We start from the raw sequence: 17,422 nt of genomic DNA on the forward strand, positions 1-17,422 counted from the left end.
AGGGGCGGCGGGCCGTCAGCCGGGGGCGTCTTCCGGCTCACCCCGCCCGGCGCGCGATCAGCACTTCCAGGCCGTCGAGGATCCGCTCCAGGCCGAAGTCCAGTGCCTGGTCCCGGCCGTCCGGTGAGGCCAGGGCGGCGGCGAGCGCGGGGAAGCGGTCGGCGTGGCGGTGGACGAGCGGGCCGAGGAGGGAGAGGAGTTCCGCCTCGGGCCGGCCGTCCGGGCGCGTCGCGCGGGCCTGCTGGGCGATGCTCCGGATGTGGCCGGTCAGCAGCACGGCGGCGTCCATCCGCTCGGCGCCGCTCAGTCCCGAGCCGTCCAGGGCCACCATCACCCGTTCCAGCCAGCCGAGTTCCCGGGGGCCCATCACCCGGGGGCCGACGGTGGCGTCGAGCAGCCACGGGTGCTCGTCGAAGGACGCTGCCAACTGCTCTGCCCAGTAAGTCAGTTGTTCTCGCCAGCCGAGCCCGTCCGCAGCCGCCGGCGGTTCGCCGACGGCCGACTCCACCATGAGCGCGACCAGTTCGGCCTTGCCGGGCACGTAGCGGTAGAGCGACATCTTGGTGAAGTCGAGCAGTCCCGCCACCTTCTGCATCGAGACGGCGCCGAGGCCCTCGGCGTCCGCGACCTCGATGCCCGCCGCGGCGATCCTCGCCAGGCTCAGCGCGGGCTTCGGCCCCCGGGACGGCTTCGCCGGCGGCCCCCAGAGCAGTCGCACCGCCGCGTTCACTTCCTCGCCCACTGTCCGCTCCGTCCCGTCTTCCCGCCCGCTCCCGCCCGGCCCTTGCGGGGCGGCCCAACTGTGTCTACCGTACACAGCAATAAACAGTGTCCGTCGGACGCAGTTATCCGGCGGCCCCGTGGACGGAGTGGTTCCCATGAGCACCAGGGTCCTGATCTCGGGCGCGAGCATCGCCGGCCCCGCGCTGGCCCACTGGCTGGGGCGGTACGGCTTCGAGGTCACCCTCGTCGAGCTGGCGCCCGCCCTTCGCGGCGGCGGCCAGGCGGTTGACTTCCGCGGCGACACCCACCTGACCGTGCTGGAACGGATGGGTGTGCTCGACGAGTTGCGCGCGCTCGACACCGGCGGCAGCCCGATGACCTTCGTCGACCCGCGCGGCCGCCGGCTCCTTCACCTGCCGGCCGACTTCGCGGGCGGGGACATCGAGGTCCCGCGCGGCGAACTCGCCCAGGTGCTGTACCGGCACAGCCTCCCGCGCGCGGAGTACCTCTTCGGCGACACGGTCACCGCCCTGGAGGAGACGCCCACCGGCGTCCGGGTGACCTTCCGCCACGGCGCGCCCCGCGAGTTCGACCTGGTGATCGGCGCCGACGGGCTGCACTCCGCCGTCCGCCGGCTCGCCTTCGGCCCGGAGGAGCGCTACGTGCGCCACCTCGGCTACTACGCCGCCACCTGGCAGCTGCCCAACGACCTCGGCCTGCCGCCTGGCTCGGTCGGGCTCAACGTCCCCGGCCGGCTCGCCGCCGCCGGCGCCGACCACCGCGACCCGGCGCGAGCGGGTGCCTTCTTCCTCTTCGCCTCGCCCGAACTCCGCTACGACCGCCACGACCCGGCCGGGCAGAAGGCGCTGATCCGGAACGCCTTCGAGGGCCTCGGCTGGGAGGTGCCAAGGCTGTTGGCGAGCCTGGAGCAGGCCCCCGAGCTGTACTTCGACTCGATCAGCCGGGCCGATGTCCCCACCTGGTCCACCGGCCGGATCGCGCTGCTCGGCGACGCCGCCTGCGGGGCCACCATCGGCGGCATGGGCACCGGTACCGCGGTCGTCGCGGCCTACGTCCTGGCCGGCGAACTGGTCCGCTCCCGCGGCGACCACCGCACCGCCTTCGCCCGCTACGAGCAGATCCTGCGTGCCTACGCCCGCGGCTGCCAGAAGGGCGGCGACCGCACCGGCCCCTTCCTGGCCCCCGCCACCGCCACCGGTCTGAGGGTGCGCAACGGATTGCTGAACCGCCGCTGGATCCTCGACCGGATGCTGGAGTCGGGCAAGCGGGTCAGCACGCTCGACCTGCCGGACCATCCGGCCGGGCGGGAGAATCCGGCCTATCGCCCATCCGGGGAGGACTACCCTACGAACACGCGCCGCTACCCAGTGCGGCCGGTTGAGGAGGACTCCTGTGACGTCGCCCTGTGACCCTTCCTACGCCCGTGCCGGTGACGTGGCCACCGCCGTCATGGTGATGGACTCGCGGCTCAAGGCCATCTACGACGGCAAGGCCGGGAGCGATCCCGAACGGCAGCGGATGGCCGACGACTTCGTCCGGTCGATGACCGCGGCGGACGCCGACGCGCTGCTCGACGGCGTCTGCACGCTGATCTACATGTACATGGACTGGCTGCGGACGGTCTGCGCGCGGCACGACAAGGAGGTCATCGAACACGTGGTGCCCACCCTGGTGGCCACGATGCGCATGATGCCCAACACCTTCCGCCCCGAGGTCATCCCCACCATGGCCGCGCTGCTGATCGCCTCCGGCACCGGTCTGAGCCCCAACCTCTGGCGGGCCCAGTACGGCGACTGGACCCGCGCCGAGATGAACCCGCTGGAGGCGACCGCCGTCCTGCTCGCCGAGCAGATCAACCGGATGGCCGGCGACGACCAGGAGTTCGCCACCCGCCTGATCACGGACGCGCTGGCGATGACGGACGACAACTGACCCTGCGGTCGGCCCGTTGGGTGCCCGGCCGGTCCGGCCTTCGCTCAGCTGGTCAGATCCAGTGAGCCGTCGCCCGGCCAGGCCCGCGCGGGACTGGCCTGCCTGCGGGACATCATCGCCGAATACACTGACGCCTGACCAGTGGGGCCGGCTGCGAAGCGGCCGAGCCCGACATGGACCAGATCCGTGCCGACCTCACCGCCGTGACCGGCATCGCGGCGCTCACCGGCTTCGCCGATACGGTGCCGTGTCACCTGCTGTTCACGTTGCCGCGGGGGGTCGCACGGGCGCACCGAGGGGGTCAGTATGGCGACGATCACGGTGGACGTGGCAGTTCCCGACGCGCTGCGGCCGGTCGTGGATGTGGCAGCGTTGCCGGCGGCCCTCGGTGACGCGGGGCCGGCGTGGCTGGTGCTGTCCGAGGACGGACGGCTGGCGCGGTGGACGCCGACGACCGGCGAGGTGCGGGACGTGGCCCGGTATCGGGAGGAGAGGCCGGCGTCCGAATACGGTGGCGGCGTTCGACTGCGGCTTCATGTGTCCCGATGCGGCCGTTGGGCGGCGGTGGTTCAGGACCGCGGTCGGTACGGCACCGTCGTCGATCTCACCACCGGCTCGCCGGCGTTGACGTTGGACGGCGGGGACTACTGCTGTGAAACCGTCCCGTTCGCGTTGGCGTTCGCCGAACACGCTGGCCGGCCGGTTGTCGTCCATCGCACGGACTGGAACCGGTTGGATGTCACCGATCTCGCGTCCGGCGAGGTGCTTACGGCGCGGGACACCCCGGACGGGGATGAGGAAGACGCGGAGTACGACCTCGACTACTTCCACGGCGCGCTGTCGCTGAGTCCTGACGGGACGCGTGTCTACGACGGCGGTTGGGTGTGGCAGCCGTGCGGGATGCCGGCGGTGTGGAGCCTGACCGCCTGGCTGCACGACAACCCGTACGAGTCCGAGGGCGGGCCCAGTTATGCGGTGTATCCCGAGGTCTCGGACTGGAACCGGCCGGCGGTGTGGATCGACGACGGGCGGATCGCGGTGTACGACCGGGACGATGCCGGCAGCGGTACCGTCCACGTCCTCGACCCCACCTCGATCGAACTGCGCTCGCCGGGCGTCCGATGGATCAAGGCGGTCGCGACGTTCCCCTGGCCGGTCGGCGATTTCGGCTTCTTCACCGACGGAGAGCATCTGCTGATCTCCGACGAGGCCGGTCTGCAGGGCGTCGACATCACCAGCGGACAGCAGGTGTTCGCGATCGACGGGTTCCGCCCGGCGCGTCAGGATCGGCATGCCGGAACGCTGATCCAGGTCGGCAGCGCCGATGCCCGGTTGTGGACGCCGCCGGAGTGGACCGCGCGCGCCGGCTGAGCCGCCATTTCCCGCAGGGTGCCGAGCGGGAGAACATCCGCGAGTCCACACTGGCAGGGCCCGACACCGCCTCTCGCAAGGGGCGCAACCCCTCGGTGAACGGGCATCTACCGGGCACTGGGTGCAGATGGCCGTCCTTCCAGGACTGTCGCCACCGGGGGCACGGAGTTGGCGTGAAGCCACAGTGCCGGCCGGATACTTCGCCGCCGGGTGTGTGGCTGCCGCCGTTCGGGGTGACGAGAGATATGGGGATGTGTAGTATCCCGATTGTGCTGATGGGTGAAGGCGTGGAGTGGGGCCTGCACTGCTGTCTGGCGTTGGCGTGGCTCGACGAGCAGGCGCCGATTCCGGCCGGGCGGCTGGCGGAGATCTTCGAACTCCCGCCGGTGTATCTCAAGAAGCGGCTGCAGCCGCTGGTCAAGGCCGGGGTGCTCACCTCGGTGGCGGGCGCGCGCGGCGGGTACCGGCTGGGGCGGGCGCCCGAGCGGATCACGCTGATGGACGTGGTCGCGGCGGCCGAGGGGACGACCGAGGCGTTCCGCTGCACCGAGATCCGGCAGCGCGGCGCGGGGGTGGAGGCGCGCGAGGGGGAGTTCGCCAAGCCGTGCGGCGTCGCGGGGGCGATGCGGCGCGCCGAACTCGCCTGGCGGCGCGAGCTGGCCGCGCAGACGATCGCCGACCTGCTCGCCGCCGGCCCGCCCGGCGCCCCGGCCCGGATCCGCCGCTACCACGAGCGCCTCGGCTCCTGACGGCACATCGCTTCGGCCCGGCCCTCCTCGGTCGGGCCTGTTCACGGAGGGGAATCGGGATGTCTGATGTCTCGTTAAGGGGGAGGGGTGCGCGCGGCGCTGTCCCGGCGCTGGCGCTCGGCACCTTCGCGGTGGGCACCGACGCCTTCGTGGTGGCCGGCTTCCTGCCCGAACTCGCGGCCGACCTCGGCGTTCCGACGGCCACCGCCGGCCAGGCCGTCACCGTCTTCGCGGCCGCGTACGCGCTGCTGTCACCGGTGCTCGCCACCCTGACCGCCCGGCTGCCGCGCCGCCGGCTCCTGGTCGGCGCGCTCGTCGGGCTGGGGGCGGCGAACCTCGCCTCCGCGCTGGCACCGGACTTCGGCGTGCTGCTCGCGTCCCGGGTGGCCGCCGCGGCCGCCGCGGCGGCGTTCACGCCCAACGCGGGCGCGGTGGCGGCCTCCCTGGTCCGGCCGGAACGGCGGGCCCGGGCGCTGGCGGTGGTGGTGGGCGGGCTGACCGTCGCCACGGCGCTGGGTGTGCCGCTGGGCGGGGTGGTCGGGGAGTGGACGGGGTGGCGGTGGGCGCTCGGCGCGGTGGCGGGGCTGGCGCTGCTGGTCGCGGGGGCGGTGGCGGCGCTGCTGCCGTACCTGCCCGGAAACCCTCGGGTCCCGCTGCGCGAGCGGCTCGCCGTGCTGCGGCACCCGGCCGTGCGGGCGATCCTGCCGCTGACGGTGCTGGGGATGGCGGCGGCGTACACCGTGTACGCGTACAGCGTGCCGGCCCTCGCGGCGGTCGGCCTGACGGCCCGCGACACGGCGTGGGCGCTGGGCCTCTACGGCATCGGCGCGGTGCTGGGGAACCTGGGGGCCGGCCTCGCCACCGACCGGGTGGGCGGCGTACGGGTGCTGCGGGTCGGGTACGTGCTGATGGCCGCCGGGCTGGCCGGCCTCGGCGCCCTGGCGGCGGGCGGGGTGCGGATGCCGGTGCTGGTCGGAGTGCTCATGGTGGCCTGGGGAGCGGGCAGTTGGTGCCAGACGCCCCCGCAGCAGCACCGCCTGATCGCGGCCGCCCCGGGGGAGGCGCCGCTGGTGGTCGCCCTGAACTCCTCCGCCATCTACGCGGGTATCGGCGCCGGTACCCTGACCGGCGGCCTGACCGCCCGCTCGGGGGCGGTCACGATGTACGCGACGGCCGCCGGTCTGGCCGTTCTCGCTCTCGTCTACCTGCTGCTCACAGCGGGAGAACGGACTGCGTCCTGGTGAACCACGATCTGGGCCTCCCCGCCACCCAACTCGCGCGGCGCACCCTGGCCCATGCGCGGAGTCTGTTGCCGGCCGCGCTCTTCCACCACAGCGTGCGGACGTATCTCTACGGACGTCTCCTCGGCGAGCAGCGCGGTCTGCGGCCCGACCACGACTACGACGACGAACTCCTGTTCCTGGGCTGCCTGCTGCACGACAGCGGGCTGAGCGCGGAGGGCAACGGGGACCAGCGGTTCGAGCTGGACGGCGCTGACCTGGCCGTCCGCTTCCTGCGGGAGGAGGGGGTGGCGTCGGATCGCAGGGAGGTGGTGTGGGACGCGATCGCGTTGCACATGGACCGCGAGATCGCCGAGCGCAAGCGCCCTGAGATCGCCCTCGTCGCCCTCGGCGCGGGCTTCGATCTGGGCGGCGGACCGAACAGGCTCCCGCCCGGCTACGCGGACCGTGTCCACCGGGCCCACCCCCGCTTGCGAGCGGCGGCGGTGCTGCACGACAGCATCGTGAACCAGGCGTTGGAGAATCCCCGGAAGGCGCCGCCGTTCACCATGCAGGGCGAACTCGTCCGCCAGGCCACCGGCGGGAGCCGGCCGACCTGGGAGCAGTTCGCCCGATCGGCGGGATGGGACGACTACGAGGGCTCCCCGTGACGGCTTTCAGGCGGCTTCGAGCCGGTCGAAAGCGGCGACGCCGGGCTGCGCGAGCCGGACGAGTCCGGCGGAGAGGCCCGGCCGTCTCGCGACGATGCGAAGAGCCCGCTCCGGCGACGCGAGCGTCATCCGGGTGTGCCCATCGACGACGAAGAGGTGTGTCGGGGGTCGTCGTAGGCGAGTCCCCGGGCCACGACCCACCCCGCTCCGTGGTTGTCACACTCTCCCGTCGGGTTCCGTCAGTGCGGTGACCGAACAGGAACCCGAACGGGAGAGTGGTGGACCCATGAACGACGCGCGTATGGCCAATCCGGCGGTCGTGATCCCCGAGGCCATGCCGGCGATCCTCGGCCTGGTCAAGGCGGCGAAGAAGGGCGGCGTGCCCGAGAGCGTCCTCGAACTGGTGCACCTGCGGGCGAGCCAGATCAACGGGTGCAGCTACTGCGTCCTCGCCGGTATCACGAGTGCCAAGAGGAACGGCGAGAGCGACGAGCGGCTGCACGCGGTGGCGGCGTGGCGGGAGGCGCCGTTCTTCACCGACGCCGAGCGGGCCGCGCTGGAACTGGCCGAGTACGTGACCCGGCTCGCCGACCGGGCCGTCGTCCCGGACGACGTCTGGAACGCGGCGGCCTCGCACTTCTCCGAGCCCCAGCTGGCCTCCCTCGTCCTCTGGATCAGCCTGACCAACTTCTTCAACCGCATCAACGCCACCACCCGCCAGCCCGCCGGCACCACCTGGTAGGCGCGAGGACGGCACCACGGCCGTGGGGTGACCCGGCCGCGGCTACTCGGTGAGGGCGAGGGCCGCGGCCGGGCAGCCGCCGACGGCGAGGCGGACGGCCGGGTGGGAGTCCTGCGGTGGGTGAGCCGCCAGCAGGACGACGAGGCCCTCCTCCTCGTCCTGGTCGAACACCGCCGGGGCGGTCAGGGCGCACATGCCGGCACCGATGCAGCGGGTGCGGTCGGCGTGGAGTTCCATGGCGGTCAGCCCTCGTCCCAGGTCACCGGCAGGCGGTGCACGCCGTAGATGTTCATGTTCGTGCGCAGCGGCACCTCCTCGGCCGGCACGGCGAGCCGCAGCGTCGGGAAGCGTTCGAACAGGGCGGGAAGGGCGACCGTCAGCTCGACGCGCGCGAGCTGCTGGCCCAGACACTGGTGGATGCCGTGGCCGAAGCCCAGGTGTCCCGTGGCCCTGCGGCCCAGGTCGAGCGAGTCGGGGTCGGGGAAGCGCTCCGGATCGCGGTTGGCCGCTTCGAAGGAGAGGGTGACGCTCTCGCCCGCCCTGATGAGCCGGCCCTCCAGCTCGACGTCCTCCAGCGCGGACTTGATACCGGTGTGGGCGATCGTCAGGTAGCGCATCAGCTCCTCCACGGCCTCGGGTGCCAGGTCCTGGGCCCCGCGCAGGGCCTCGGCCTGGGCCGGGTGGCTCAGCAGCGCGAAGGTGCCGTGGGCGATCATGTTGGCCGTGGTGTCGAGCCCGGCGGCGAGCAGGAAGCCGCCGACGCCCACGAGTTCCTCGTCGGTGAGGTCGGAGTCGCGGGCGAGCTCGCCGAGCAGGTCGGTGGAGGGCCCCTCGCCGGAGGGCTCCTCGTCGGACGGCTCCGCGCGCTTGGCGGCGACCAGCTCCGCCATGTACTCCTGGAGCCCGGTCATCGCGGCGTACCGGTCCTCCGGTGCCGCGTCCATGGACATGAGCGTGTGGGCGTGGCTCTGGAAGCGCTCGCGGTCGGCGTAGGGCACGCCGAGCAGTTCGCAGATCATCAACGCCGGGATGGGCCGGGCGAAGGCCTCGACCAGGTCGGTGCCCGGGCCTCCGCGTTCCAGCGCGTCCAGGCAATCGGCGGTGATCTCCTGGACCCGGTCGGTCAGCCGGCGCATCCGGCGGACGGTGAACCTGCCCGCCAGGAGCCGCCGGAAGCGGGTGTGCTCGGGCGCGTCCATCCCGGTCATGTCGCCGACGGGGGCGGGCGGGATCGGGCCCTCGGGGCCGCCGGGGAACGGGTAGTGCATCAGCTCGTACCGGGAGCTGAAGCGCGGGTCCGCCAGGATCGTCCGGACGACGGCGTAGCCGGTGGCCAGCCAGCCGACATGGCCGTCCGGGTAGGTCATCCGGGCCAGCGGGTCGCGCTCGCGCACCTCCGCCAGCCCGGCGGGCGGGTCGAAGGGGCAGCCGGCGGCGCGCTGGGTGGGGATCGTCACCGGGGCGGTGGTCGACGGTTCGTGCTGCATGGTGTCCTCCGAGGGGAGCGGGACGCGGCGTGAATCGTGGGGTGCATGTGTGGTGCATGTGTGGTGCAGCTGTGGTGTGGATATGGCGCCATTGGCGTCACGCATGACGCCATGGCCGTGTGGCGGCAACTACCTCGTCGACACGCCGGCTTGTGGGCGCGGCTCCGCTGCGCCGACCTCCAGTGCGACCGGTTCGGGAAGCCGCCCGGAGCCATCATGGCGCCATACTGGCGCCGCCGCAACCGTATTTGGCGCCGCCCTGGCATCGAGGTGCTGTCGCCGGGGCCGCATCTACCGTGAGCCGCCCCGCTCGCCGCCCAAGTGGCCCTCCCGTCGGCCGGGTTGGGCGGCGGATCGGTGTTGCCTGATCGTCCGACTGTACGTAAATATACGTACAGTCGATCAGGACCTCACGCCACCGAGGAGCACCTCCGCATGCCCGTCACACCACCGCTCAGCGCCGCCCGTTCCGGCTGGACGCTCGCCCTGCTGGCCCTGGGGCAGGCCGTCTTCGCACTGGACCTCAACATCGTCTTCGTCGCCTTACCCGAGATCGGCACCGACCTCGGGTTCCCCGGCCAGACCCAGCAACTCGTGGTCAGCGCCTACGTCGTGTTCGCCGGCGGATTCCTGCTGCTCGGCGGCCGGGCCTGCGACCTGCTCGGGCGGCGGCGGGTCTTCGTCGCCGCCCTCGCCCTCTACGGGCTCTCCTCGCTCGCCGGCGGGCTCGCCCGCTCGCCCGAGGTCATCGTGGGCGCCCGGATCGTCCAGGGCGTCGGCGGCGCGCTGCTCGGCGGGGTGCTGACCGAGGGCTTCGGCTGGCCCGCCGTCTTCTTCGTCAACGTGCCGCTGGCCGCCGCGATCGCGGTCGCCGCCGTGTTCGTCGTGCCGCCCGACCCGGCCCGCACCGAGCGCCGCCGCTTCGACCTGCCGGGTGCGCTGACCGTCACCGCCGGTGCGACCCTGCTGGTGTTCGCGCTGGTGCAGGCCCCCGAGCGCGGCTGGGCCGACCCGTGGATCCTCGGCGCCCTCGCGGCCGCGCTCGTGCTGCTCGCCGCCTTCGCCCTCGTCGAGACCCGCAGCGCCGATCCGCTGATGCCGTTCCGGCTGTTCCGCAACCGCAGCCTGAGCGCCGGTGCGGCGATCACCTTCCTCTACATGGCCACCTTCGGCGTCCTGCCGTACTTCCTCACCGTCCTCCTGCGGAGCGTGCACGGATACAGCGCCCCGCAGACCGGCCTCGCCTTCCTCGTCCCCTCGCTGGCGATCGCCGCCGGCACCCAGCTCGGTGAGCGGCTGACCACCCGGGCCGGCCTGCGGTCCACCCTGCTGGGCGGGTTCGCGCTCGGCGCGGTCGGCACCGCCGCGCTGGCCGCGGGCTTCGACGCCGACGCCGGCTATCTCGCGCTGGTGCCGGGCCTGGTGGTCTCGGGCGTGGGTCAGGGCGTGGTCTGGACGGCCATGTGGATCGCGGCGGCCGCCGGCACCGCCGCCCGTGAACAGGGCATCGCCGGCGGGGCGGCCTCGACCACGATGAACCTCGGCAACGCGATCGGCCTCGCGCTGTTCACCGCCGTCGCCGACGCGGGCACCGACGGCCCGGGCGGCGAGGGCCTGGCCCGCGCCACGGCGGACGGCGGGTTCCTGGTGGTCCTGCTCGCCGCCGCCGCGGTGCTGCTGGGCCTGCTGCTCGCCCTGGTCCTGCGCCCGGCGCGCGCGGACGCCCCTGCGGCCGTCGCCCCCGACTGCCCCCTGGCCGTGTCGGGTTGACCGACCCTCGCGTGAACGGCCCGGGGGCGGACGGCGCTTCCGCCGCCCGCCCCCGGGCCGCTCGTCGTCCCCGGGCCCGCCCGGTGGCCGAGCCCGGGGACCGGGTCAGGAGAGGGCGAGTTCCGTGACGTTCTCGCCCTCCAGGGTCCACGCGGCCCAGAGGGGGCCTTCCTTGACGTAGGCGGTGCCGTTGTCCTTGACGATGCCGATGCGGTTGCCGGACAGGGCGAGCTGGCTGGTGTCGGCGGCTTCCAGGGTCCACTCGGCGCCCAGCGAGCCCTCCTTGACCAGGGCGTTGCCGTCGTCCGTCAGCACGCCGATGCGGTCGCGGGAGAGCTCCAGCTGGGCGGCGCCGTCGGCCTCCAGGGTCCACTGCGCACCCAGTGATCCCTCCTTGACCAGGGCGGTGCCGTTGCCCCTGAGCACGCCGACGCGGTTGCCGGACAGGGAGAGGTGGAGCGTGTGGTCGGCCTGCCCGGTCCACGCGGCGTCGAGGGGCCCCTCCTTGACCAGGGCGTTGCCGTTGCCCTTGAGGATGCCGATGCGGTTGCCGGAGAGCTGGAGCTCCTTGACGCTGTCGCCCTCCAGGGTCCACGCGGAGTGGAGGGGGCCTTCCTTGACGTAGGCGGTGCCGTTGTCCTTGACGATGCCGACGCGGTCGCCGGACAGGGCGAGCTGCTTGACGTTGGCGGCCTCAAGGGTCCACGCGGCGGAGAGGTCTCCCTCCTTCACGAGGGCCGACCCGTTGTCCTTGAGGATGCCGATGCGGTTGCCCGCGATCACGATCTGCTTCACGCCCTCGCCCTCGACGGTCCACGCGGCGGAGAGCTCGCCCGCCTTCACGAGGGCGGTGCCGTCGCCCTTGAGGAGGGCGATGCGGTCGCCGCCGTCGCCGGAGACGGTGCCGGGAACGGCCGCGCCGGCCGCGGTGGCCGCGAGGGCCGTGGCGGTGAGCGCCGCGAGCGCGGCGGCGGTGAACGACTTCTTCATGGGGGCCTCCGTACGGGGAAAGAGGATGACCTGGGCATGCCAGGCCGTGGACTGTGCGGTGCCGAGGAACAGGAGATCACCGGCATCCGGGGACCCGGTGCGGCGCACCGCAAGCGCACGGGAGCATTTCTTCACGCGGAGAACACATCCGCCGCCGCGCGCGGGATCGGCCGGGGGCGCTCGTGATGACCTGTCCGGATCGCGCGATCACCGGACGATCCGGTTCCGTCGATACACATGTGACATGTCACAGGCTATTGATGTGCAATCCGTCCTGTGAGACGGTTCGTCCCACACCTCGGCACCCTCACGCCCCCATGCCCGAGGCATCCCCTTTTCCCTTCCCCCACGAAGGAATGACGATGCGTCCGCTCTCACGCATGCCCGGACTGCTGGTCGCAGTCGCCGCGGCAGGCGCCACCCTCCTCGGTATAGCCGCCGGTCCGGGCCAGGCGGCGACCGCCGCCCCCGCACCGGCCATCGCGAGCCCGCACCGGGCCGCCGACGGCCCGTCGGGGGTGACGGGAAGCCCGTTCGCCGACCCCGAGAGCCCCGGGGCGCCGCAGGCCCGCCGGCTCACGGCCGATCAGTTGCCCCTTCTCACCGCGCCGGTCCCGTCCGGGACGGCCCCGGCCGGGACCGGCTCGCCCCTGGCCCCGGCGCGCTCGCTCGTGGCGGGGCCGGCCGCCGCCGCGTCCTGCACCCCGGCCGACTTCGCCGGCCGGACCGGGGCGGCCCTGGTCTCCTACGTCACGGCCTCGACGCCCGAGTGCATCGGCTCGCTGTTCCTGCTGGCCGGAGGCCCCTACGCCTCGGGCGTGTTCCGCCAGAGCCAGATGGCGACGATGGCCGACGCCTTCCAGAGCGCCGCCGCCACCTACCCCGGCGACAACTCCGCCGGCACCTGGCAGGTCGTCCTCTTCCTGCGCGCGGGCTACTACGTGCACGAGAAGGACCCCGCCCGCGTCGGCACCTACGACTCCTCGCTCACCGCCGCCGTGGCACGCGGCCTCGACACCTTCGTGGCCGGCCCGCACTTCGCGGACGCCACCGACGCGAACGGCCCGGTCGCGGCCGAGGCCGTCATCCTCACCGACAGCGCGGACCTGCAGCACCGCTACCTGGACACCTACCGGCAGGTGCTCGACGGCTACAACGCTTCCTACAACACGTCCAAGCACCTGCTCAACTTCGTCAACAGCGTCCTCAGTGCGCTCGACCGCGGCCACCAGAACAAGGCCTACACCACCGCCGTCGCCGCGGACCCGCGCATCGTCGACACCCTCGCCGCGTTCACCCGCGACCACCGCGACCTGCTCGGCACGGACAACTCCTTCCTGGAGTCCAACGCGGGCATCGAACTGGCCCGCTACGTGAAGTACCCGGCCCTCCAGGCCAAGGTCCGCCCGCTGATCAAGGAGCTGCTCGACGGCTCGTCCATGACCGGCCCCACCGCCCCGCTCTGGGTCGGCGCCGCCCATACGGCCTGGTACTTCGACGAGGGCCAGTGTGCCTCCTACGGCGTCTGCGACCTGCCCCGACGGCTGGCCGAGGCGGCGCTGCCGATCACCCACACCTGCAACGCGACCGTCACCCTCCGGGCCCAGGACCTCACCGCCGCCGAACTCGCGGCCGTCTGCGCCGACCTCAAGGGCGAGGACGCGTTCTTCCACAACCTGGTCCGCGACAACGGTCCCGTCCCCGGCCAGTACCAGTCGTCCGTGCAGGTCGTCGTCTTCGCGAGCCAGGCCGACTACCGGACGTACGCCGGCCCGATCTTCGGCGCGAACACCGGCAACGGAGGCATCACCCTCACCGGTGACCCGAGTGACCCGGCCAACCAGCCCGTCTCGATCATGTACCGGCACCCGAAGGAGAACGGCTTCACCGCCCGGATCTGGAACCTCAACCACGAGTACGCCCACGCCCTGGACGCCCGCTACGACTTCAAGGGCGACTTCTACGACCAGACCAGCGTGCCCAACCTGTGGTGGCTGGAGGGCGTCGCCGAGTACGTCTCCTACACCTACCGCGGCATCACCGACGCCAACGCGGTGGCCCAGGCGCCCAAGCACACCTACGCGCTCAGCACCCTGTTCCAGAGCACCTACCTCAACAGCGATGTGGTCCGCACCTACCACTGGGGCTACCTCGCCACCCGCTTCATGATCGAGCGGTACCCGAGCGTCGTCCAGACCATGCTCCACTACTTCCGCACCGGCAACTACGCGCAGGGCTACGCCTACTACAACGGCATCGGCACCCGCTACGACGCCGGCTTCACCAGCTGGCTCGACTCCTGTGCCACCGACCTCTGCCTGACGGCGGGCACCCCGAAGGCCGCCTTCGACGCCACGGTCCGCGACCTGAACGTCCAGCTGACCGACCGCTCCACCGTCACCAACGGGAAGGGCGGCATCACCACCCGGTCCTGGAACTTCGGCGATGGCACCACCTCCACCACGGCCTCCCCGTCGAAGTCGTACCGCACGCCCGGCACCTACACGGTCACGCTCACCGTCACCGACAGCAACGGCAAGGCCGCCACCGCGAGCAATTCCGTCACCGTCACCGCACCCGCCGCGCCCGTCGCCTGCGCCAACCCCGATCCCCGGGCGATGGACTACAACTGCTACCGCACCGGCCGCTCCGCCGACGCGGGCAGCGTCGACCAGCTCTACATCCACCTCCCGGCGGGCACCACCACGCTCACCGTCTCCACCAGCGGCGGGACCGGCACGGCCCACCTCTACTACAACGCCGACCGCTGGGCCTCCAGCACCTCCTACACGGCCGCCTCCACCGACAGCGGCACCACCCAGACCCTGACCGTCACCAACGCGACCGAGGGCTACCGCTACATCAGCCTCTACGGCAAGACCGCCTTCAGCGGCGTCACCGTCACCACCCGGTACTGACACCCGCGCGAAACGACGGGTCCGGGGCGGACGGCGCGATCACCGTCCGCCCCGGACCCGTCCGGCGTCACTCGGCGACGACGTGCCGCTCGTCGTCGCGTGCGCCCGACAGGACGGCGTCGAGGAGGCCGGGGTAGCGGGCGTCGAGGTCCTCGCGGCGCAGGTGCAGCAGGTTCTCCCGGCCGGAGGGCTGCTGGTGGATGACGCCGCTGTCGCGCAGCACCCGCCAGTGGTGGGTCATCGTCGACTTGGCGGTGATGCCGATCGCGGCGAGTACGCTCCCGCAGTTGTGCGCTCCGCCGCCGTCCAGGACGCGGACGGCGGAGAGGCGGACGGGGTTGCCGAGGGCGGTCAGGACGTGCTCGATCCGGATCTGCTCGCGGGCGGGGTGGCGGTAGCTCATGGCCCCACCGTAACGCGAGGGTTGACGGGAGCGGCCCGCCCCGGGCACCGGGGCGGACGACCGGTATGCTGTAATGCATGCAGAGCAGTAATGACCCTTACGAGATGCGGACGGGCGTGCCCGACGTCGCGACCTTCCGGCACCTGCGGACCGCCTCCGGGATGAGCGACCGCCCGGCCGAGGCGGTGGCCGCGGGCCTGCCGAACAGCTGGTTCGGGGTGACCGCGCACCACGACGGCGAACCCGTGGGCATGGGCCGGATCGTCGGCGACGGGGGAGTGGTGTTCCAGATCGCCGACGTGTGCGTGCTCCCGGCCCACCAGGGCCGCGGGCTGGGCGGGCGGATCATGGCGCGGCTGACCGCCGAGCTGGAGGAGCGCGCTCCCAAGGGCGCCTACGTCTCGCTGATCGCCGACGGGGAGGCGCACCGCCTCTACGCCAGGTACGGCTTCGTCGGGGCGGCCCCGGCCTCGGTCGGCATGCACCGGCGGGTGTGAGGCCCGCCCGTCGCGCCCCCGGGCGGGGAGCGCGACGGGCGGGAGGGTGTCAGGAGTGGATGCCCTGCCCCGGGGTCAGGATCCCGGCCGGGTCGAAGCGGTGCTTCGCCGCCACCGCGCGCCCCCACCGGGTGCCGTAGTGGCGGCGCCAGTCGGAGCGGGTCACGTCCGGGATCGCGCCGATCAGGTACCGCTTGCCGCCCAGCGCCACTGCCCGGTCGTACAGCCGGCGGTTGCGCCGCAGCGCGGCGGCGTGGTCGGCGCCCGGGAACGGGAAGGAGAGCAGGTCGAAGTGGAAGCCGACCGGCTCCTCCGGCATCACCGTCATCGGGCGGGTGAACACGCTGGTGCGGTAGGGGTAGAAGAGCAGCAGGCCGGCGCCCAGGTCCTCCGGCGTCAGCAGCTCCATGGCCTCGCGCATGAACGTTTCGGTGGTCGAGGCGGGCAGGAACAGGCTCATCCACGGCTTGGGCAGCGACCACAGGCCGGCCGCCTGCAGGTACCCGGCGAAGCCGTCCACCCGGAACGCGTACTCGCGCGCGGTCTGGTCCGTGAACGTCGTGTCGGCCGCCACGCAGCGCAGGCCGCGCACCAGCTTCGCCCGGTCCGGCGCGGCGGCGCCGTCGTAGTGGACGACGCCCTCGATCTTGTACCGCCAGCCGGTGCCCGCGGCGTTCCGCGAGACGTCGCCGACGTGGAGGTCGAAGCGCCGCTCCAGCATCACCTTCTCGTGGTCCGCGAGGTAGGCGGCCAGGTCGTCGTAGTACAGGTTGAGCACCAGGGCGCGCTCGCGGGCCCGCACCAGGCGCAGGGTGGCCCGGACGATGATGCCGGCCTGCCCGCCGCCGCCCAGCACGGCCTCGAACAGCTCGCGGTTGGCGCTCGCGGAGGCGGTCACCAGCTCGCCGGTGCCGGTCACCACGTCCACCGACTCGACCGTGTCCGTCTGGAAGCCGTGGCGCTGCACGCCGCCGCCGATGCCGCCGACGCTCAGCGTGCCGCCGACCGACAGGTGGAGGTAGTCGGTCAGGCTGGGCGGCATCCAGCCCTGGGCGAGCGCGGCGTCGGTCAGCTGAGCCCAGGTGACGCCCGCCTCGACCACGGCGCGGCCGGGGGTGATCCGGACGATCCGGTCCAGTCCGCGCGCGTCGATCGCGACGCCGCCGCGCGCGGCGGCCTGGCCGTAGCTGGAGTGCGACTCCAGCTCGGCGGTGCTGCCGGTGCCGCTCTGGCCGTTCATCGCGACCGGGATGCGGTGGCGGTGGGCGAAGCGGATCAGGGTGGCGACGTCGCGCACCGAACCCGGGCGCAGGACGGCGCGCGGCGCGGCGGTCACCAGGTGCCCGAAGTCCCCGCCGAACCGGGACAGCGTCGCGGCGTCGGCCACCATCGTCCCGTCCAGCGGGGGCAGCGCCGCGAGGGAGGCGTCGGCCGGGGCGTCCGCCGCGGCTTCGGCGGGCGCGCCGACGGCCCAGGAGCGGCCGACGGTGTTCCACCCGATGACGGTGGCCGCCGCGCCGACGAGCACGCTGCGGCGGGGCAGGGCTGACTTGCTCATTACAGATATCTCCGATCAATCGTCATATGAGCAGTGTTGTATCGCAGTCGGCACGTACACGCGCAATAGGCCGGACCCGACCACTTCGGTGACGGCCGGTCGGGCCCGATCGCTCCGGCCCCCGCCCTTGGCCGAGAGCGGTCTATACCAATGGCCGGAATCCCTGTTGTCCGGCCCCGCCGATCGGGAGAGGGTGGAGCTGTCGGGATCAAGGAACACAAGGAAGACACCGAGGGCGAGCTGGGCCTGGGAGAGCCCAAGGGCCTGTAAAGCCCCCGCTTCGGCTGTGGTGGTTCGAATCCATCCTCGCCCACCTCGGACGACCGCCCCGGGCCGCACCACGGCCCGGGGCGGTCGGCGTCCGGCCCCC

General features: G+C 72.8%; 17 protein-coding genes and 1 tRNA gene. 11 read left to right on the forward strand and 7 right to left on the reverse strand.

Annotated elements, in window-relative coordinates; all coding sequences use genetic code 11:
- Positions 1–37: 37 nt before the first annotated feature.
- Complete coding sequence (locus ABT238_RS12800) at positions 38–742, reverse strand: TetR/AcrR family transcriptional regulator (protein ID WP_350563085.1); 705 nt, start codon at positions 740–742, stop codon at positions 38–40.
- Positions 743–878: 136 nt separating this feature from the next.
- Here ABT238_RS12800 and ABT238_RS12805 point away from each other — a divergent pair, with 136 nt between their 5' ends.
- Both ABT238_RS12805 and ABT238_RS12810 read left to right on the forward strand, forming a co-directional pair.
- Positions 879–2,153 carry an FAD-dependent monooxygenase gene (locus ABT238_RS12805; RefSeq protein ID WP_350757095.1) on the forward strand — a complete coding sequence of 425 codons (1,275 nt, stop codon included), beginning with the start codon at positions 879–881 and terminating at the stop codon, positions 2,151–2,153.
- Positions 2,137–2,676 carry a hypothetical protein gene (locus tag ABT238_RS12810; protein WP_350563089.1) on the forward strand — a complete coding sequence of 180 codons (540 nt, stop codon included), beginning with the start codon at positions 2,137–2,139 and terminating at the stop codon, positions 2,674–2,676. The genes ABT238_RS12805 and ABT238_RS12810 overlap by 17 nt, the downstream gene beginning before the upstream one ends.
- 44 nt (positions 2,677–2,720) lie before the next feature.
- On the opposite strand, the gene ABT238_RS12815 is transcribed toward ABT238_RS12810, so the two are convergent.
- Positions 2,721–2,996, reverse strand: coding sequence for a hypothetical protein (locus ABT238_RS12815; RefSeq protein ID WP_350563091.1), 276 nt, complete (start codon positions 2,994–2,996; stop codon positions 2,721–2,723).
- On the opposite strand from ABT238_RS12815, the gene ABT238_RS12820 reads away from it, so the two are divergent.
- From ABT238_RS12820 to ABT238_RS12840, 5 genes are all read left to right on the forward strand, one after another.
- Complete coding sequence (locus ABT238_RS12820) at positions 2,983–4,047, forward strand: hypothetical protein (RefSeq protein ID WP_350757097.1); 1,065 nt, start codon at positions 2,983–2,985, stop codon at positions 4,045–4,047. The two genes, ABT238_RS12815 and ABT238_RS12820, sit on opposite strands and share 14 nt — an antisense overlap.
- A gap of 275 nt (positions 4,048–4,322) precedes the next feature.
- Entirely contained in the window at positions 4,323–4,796 is a 474-nt protein-coding gene (locus tag ABT238_RS12825) for an RrF2 family transcriptional regulator (RefSeq protein ID WP_350757168.1), read from the forward strand.
- A 59-nt stretch (positions 4,797–4,855) separates the two neighbouring features.
- Entirely contained in the window at positions 4,856–6,040 is a 1,185-nt protein-coding gene (locus ABT238_RS12830; protein WP_350757100.1) for an MFS transporter, read from the forward strand.
- The gene (locus ABT238_RS12835) at positions 6,037–6,687 is read left to right on the forward strand and encodes an HD domain-containing protein (RefSeq protein ID WP_350757103.1); all 651 of its coding nucleotides are present in this window, start codon (positions 6,037–6,039) and stop codon (positions 6,685–6,687) included. The genes ABT238_RS12830 and ABT238_RS12835 overlap by 4 nt, the downstream gene beginning before the upstream one ends.
- Before the next feature lie 286 nt (positions 6,688–6,973).
- Positions 6,974–7,429 (forward strand): carboxymuconolactone decarboxylase family protein, encoded by a 456-nt coding sequence (locus ABT238_RS12840; RefSeq protein ID WP_350757106.1) that lies wholly within the window; start codon positions 6,974–6,976, stop codon positions 7,427–7,429.
- A gap of 42 nt (positions 7,430–7,471) precedes the next feature.
- Here the strand turns inward: ABT238_RS12840 and ABT238_RS12845 are convergent, their stop codons facing one another.
- Together ABT238_RS12845 and ABT238_RS12850 are read right to left on the reverse strand one after the other, a co-directional pair.
- Positions 7,472–7,666: a ferredoxin gene (locus tag ABT238_RS12845; protein ID WP_350563103.1), complete on the reverse strand. Its 195-nt coding sequence runs from the start codon at positions 7,664–7,666 to the stop codon at positions 7,472–7,474.
- Positions 7,667–7,671: 5 nt separating this feature from the next.
- Positions 7,672–8,916: a cytochrome P450 gene (locus tag ABT238_RS12850; protein WP_350563105.1), complete on the reverse strand. Its 1,245-nt coding sequence runs from the start codon at positions 8,914–8,916 to the stop codon at positions 7,672–7,674.
- A 435-nt stretch (positions 8,917–9,351) separates the two neighbouring features.
- On the opposite strand from ABT238_RS12850, the gene ABT238_RS12855 reads away from it, so the two are divergent.
- Complete coding sequence (locus tag ABT238_RS12855; protein WP_350757109.1) at positions 9,352–10,686, forward strand: MFS transporter; 1,335 nt, start codon at positions 9,352–9,354, stop codon at positions 10,684–10,686.
- Positions 10,687–10,791: 105 nt separating this feature from the next.
- Here the strand turns inward: ABT238_RS12855 and ABT238_RS12860 are convergent, their stop codons facing one another.
- Complete coding sequence (locus ABT238_RS12860) at positions 10,792–11,676, reverse strand: peptidase S1 (protein ID WP_350757112.1); 885 nt, start codon at positions 11,674–11,676, stop codon at positions 10,792–10,794.
- A 362-nt stretch (positions 11,677–12,038) separates the two neighbouring features.
- On the opposite strand from ABT238_RS12860, the gene ABT238_RS12865 reads away from it, so the two are divergent.
- Positions 12,039–14,594, forward strand: coding sequence for a collagenase (locus ABT238_RS12865; protein ID WP_350563111.1), 2,556 nt, complete (start codon positions 12,039–12,041; stop codon positions 14,592–14,594).
- A 67-nt stretch (positions 14,595–14,661) separates the two neighbouring features.
- On the opposite strand, the gene ABT238_RS12870 is transcribed toward ABT238_RS12865, so the two are convergent.
- Complete coding sequence (locus ABT238_RS12870; RefSeq protein ID WP_350563113.1) at positions 14,662–14,997, reverse strand: ArsR/SmtB family transcription factor; 336 nt, start codon at positions 14,995–14,997, stop codon at positions 14,662–14,664.
- Between the two features lie 77 nt (positions 14,998–15,074).
- On the opposite strand from ABT238_RS12870, the gene ABT238_RS12875 reads away from it, so the two are divergent.
- A complete protein-coding gene (locus ABT238_RS12875) occupies positions 15,075–15,494 on the forward strand; it encodes a GNAT family N-acetyltransferase (RefSeq protein ID WP_350757115.1) in 420 nt (139 codons plus the stop codon).
- Between the two features lie 49 nt (positions 15,495–15,543).
- Here the strand turns inward: ABT238_RS12875 and ABT238_RS12880 are convergent, their stop codons facing one another.
- Positions 15,544–17,052, reverse strand: a complete 1,509-nt coding sequence (locus tag ABT238_RS12880; RefSeq protein ID WP_350563117.1) for an FAD-binding protein — start codon at positions 17,050–17,052, stop codon at positions 15,544–15,546.
- Between the two features lie 233 nt (positions 17,053–17,285).
- Here ABT238_RS12880 and ABT238_RS12885 point away from each other — a divergent pair.
- Positions 17,286–17,365: transfer RNA gene (locus ABT238_RS12885), tRNA-Tyr, on the forward strand.
- Positions 17,366–17,422: the final 57 nt, after the last annotated feature.

The organism is Kitasatospora sp. NPDC001527 (assembly GCF_040298605.1).
Classification (GTDB): Bacteria; Actinomycetota; Actinomycetes; order Streptomycetales; family Streptomycetaceae; genus Kitasatospora.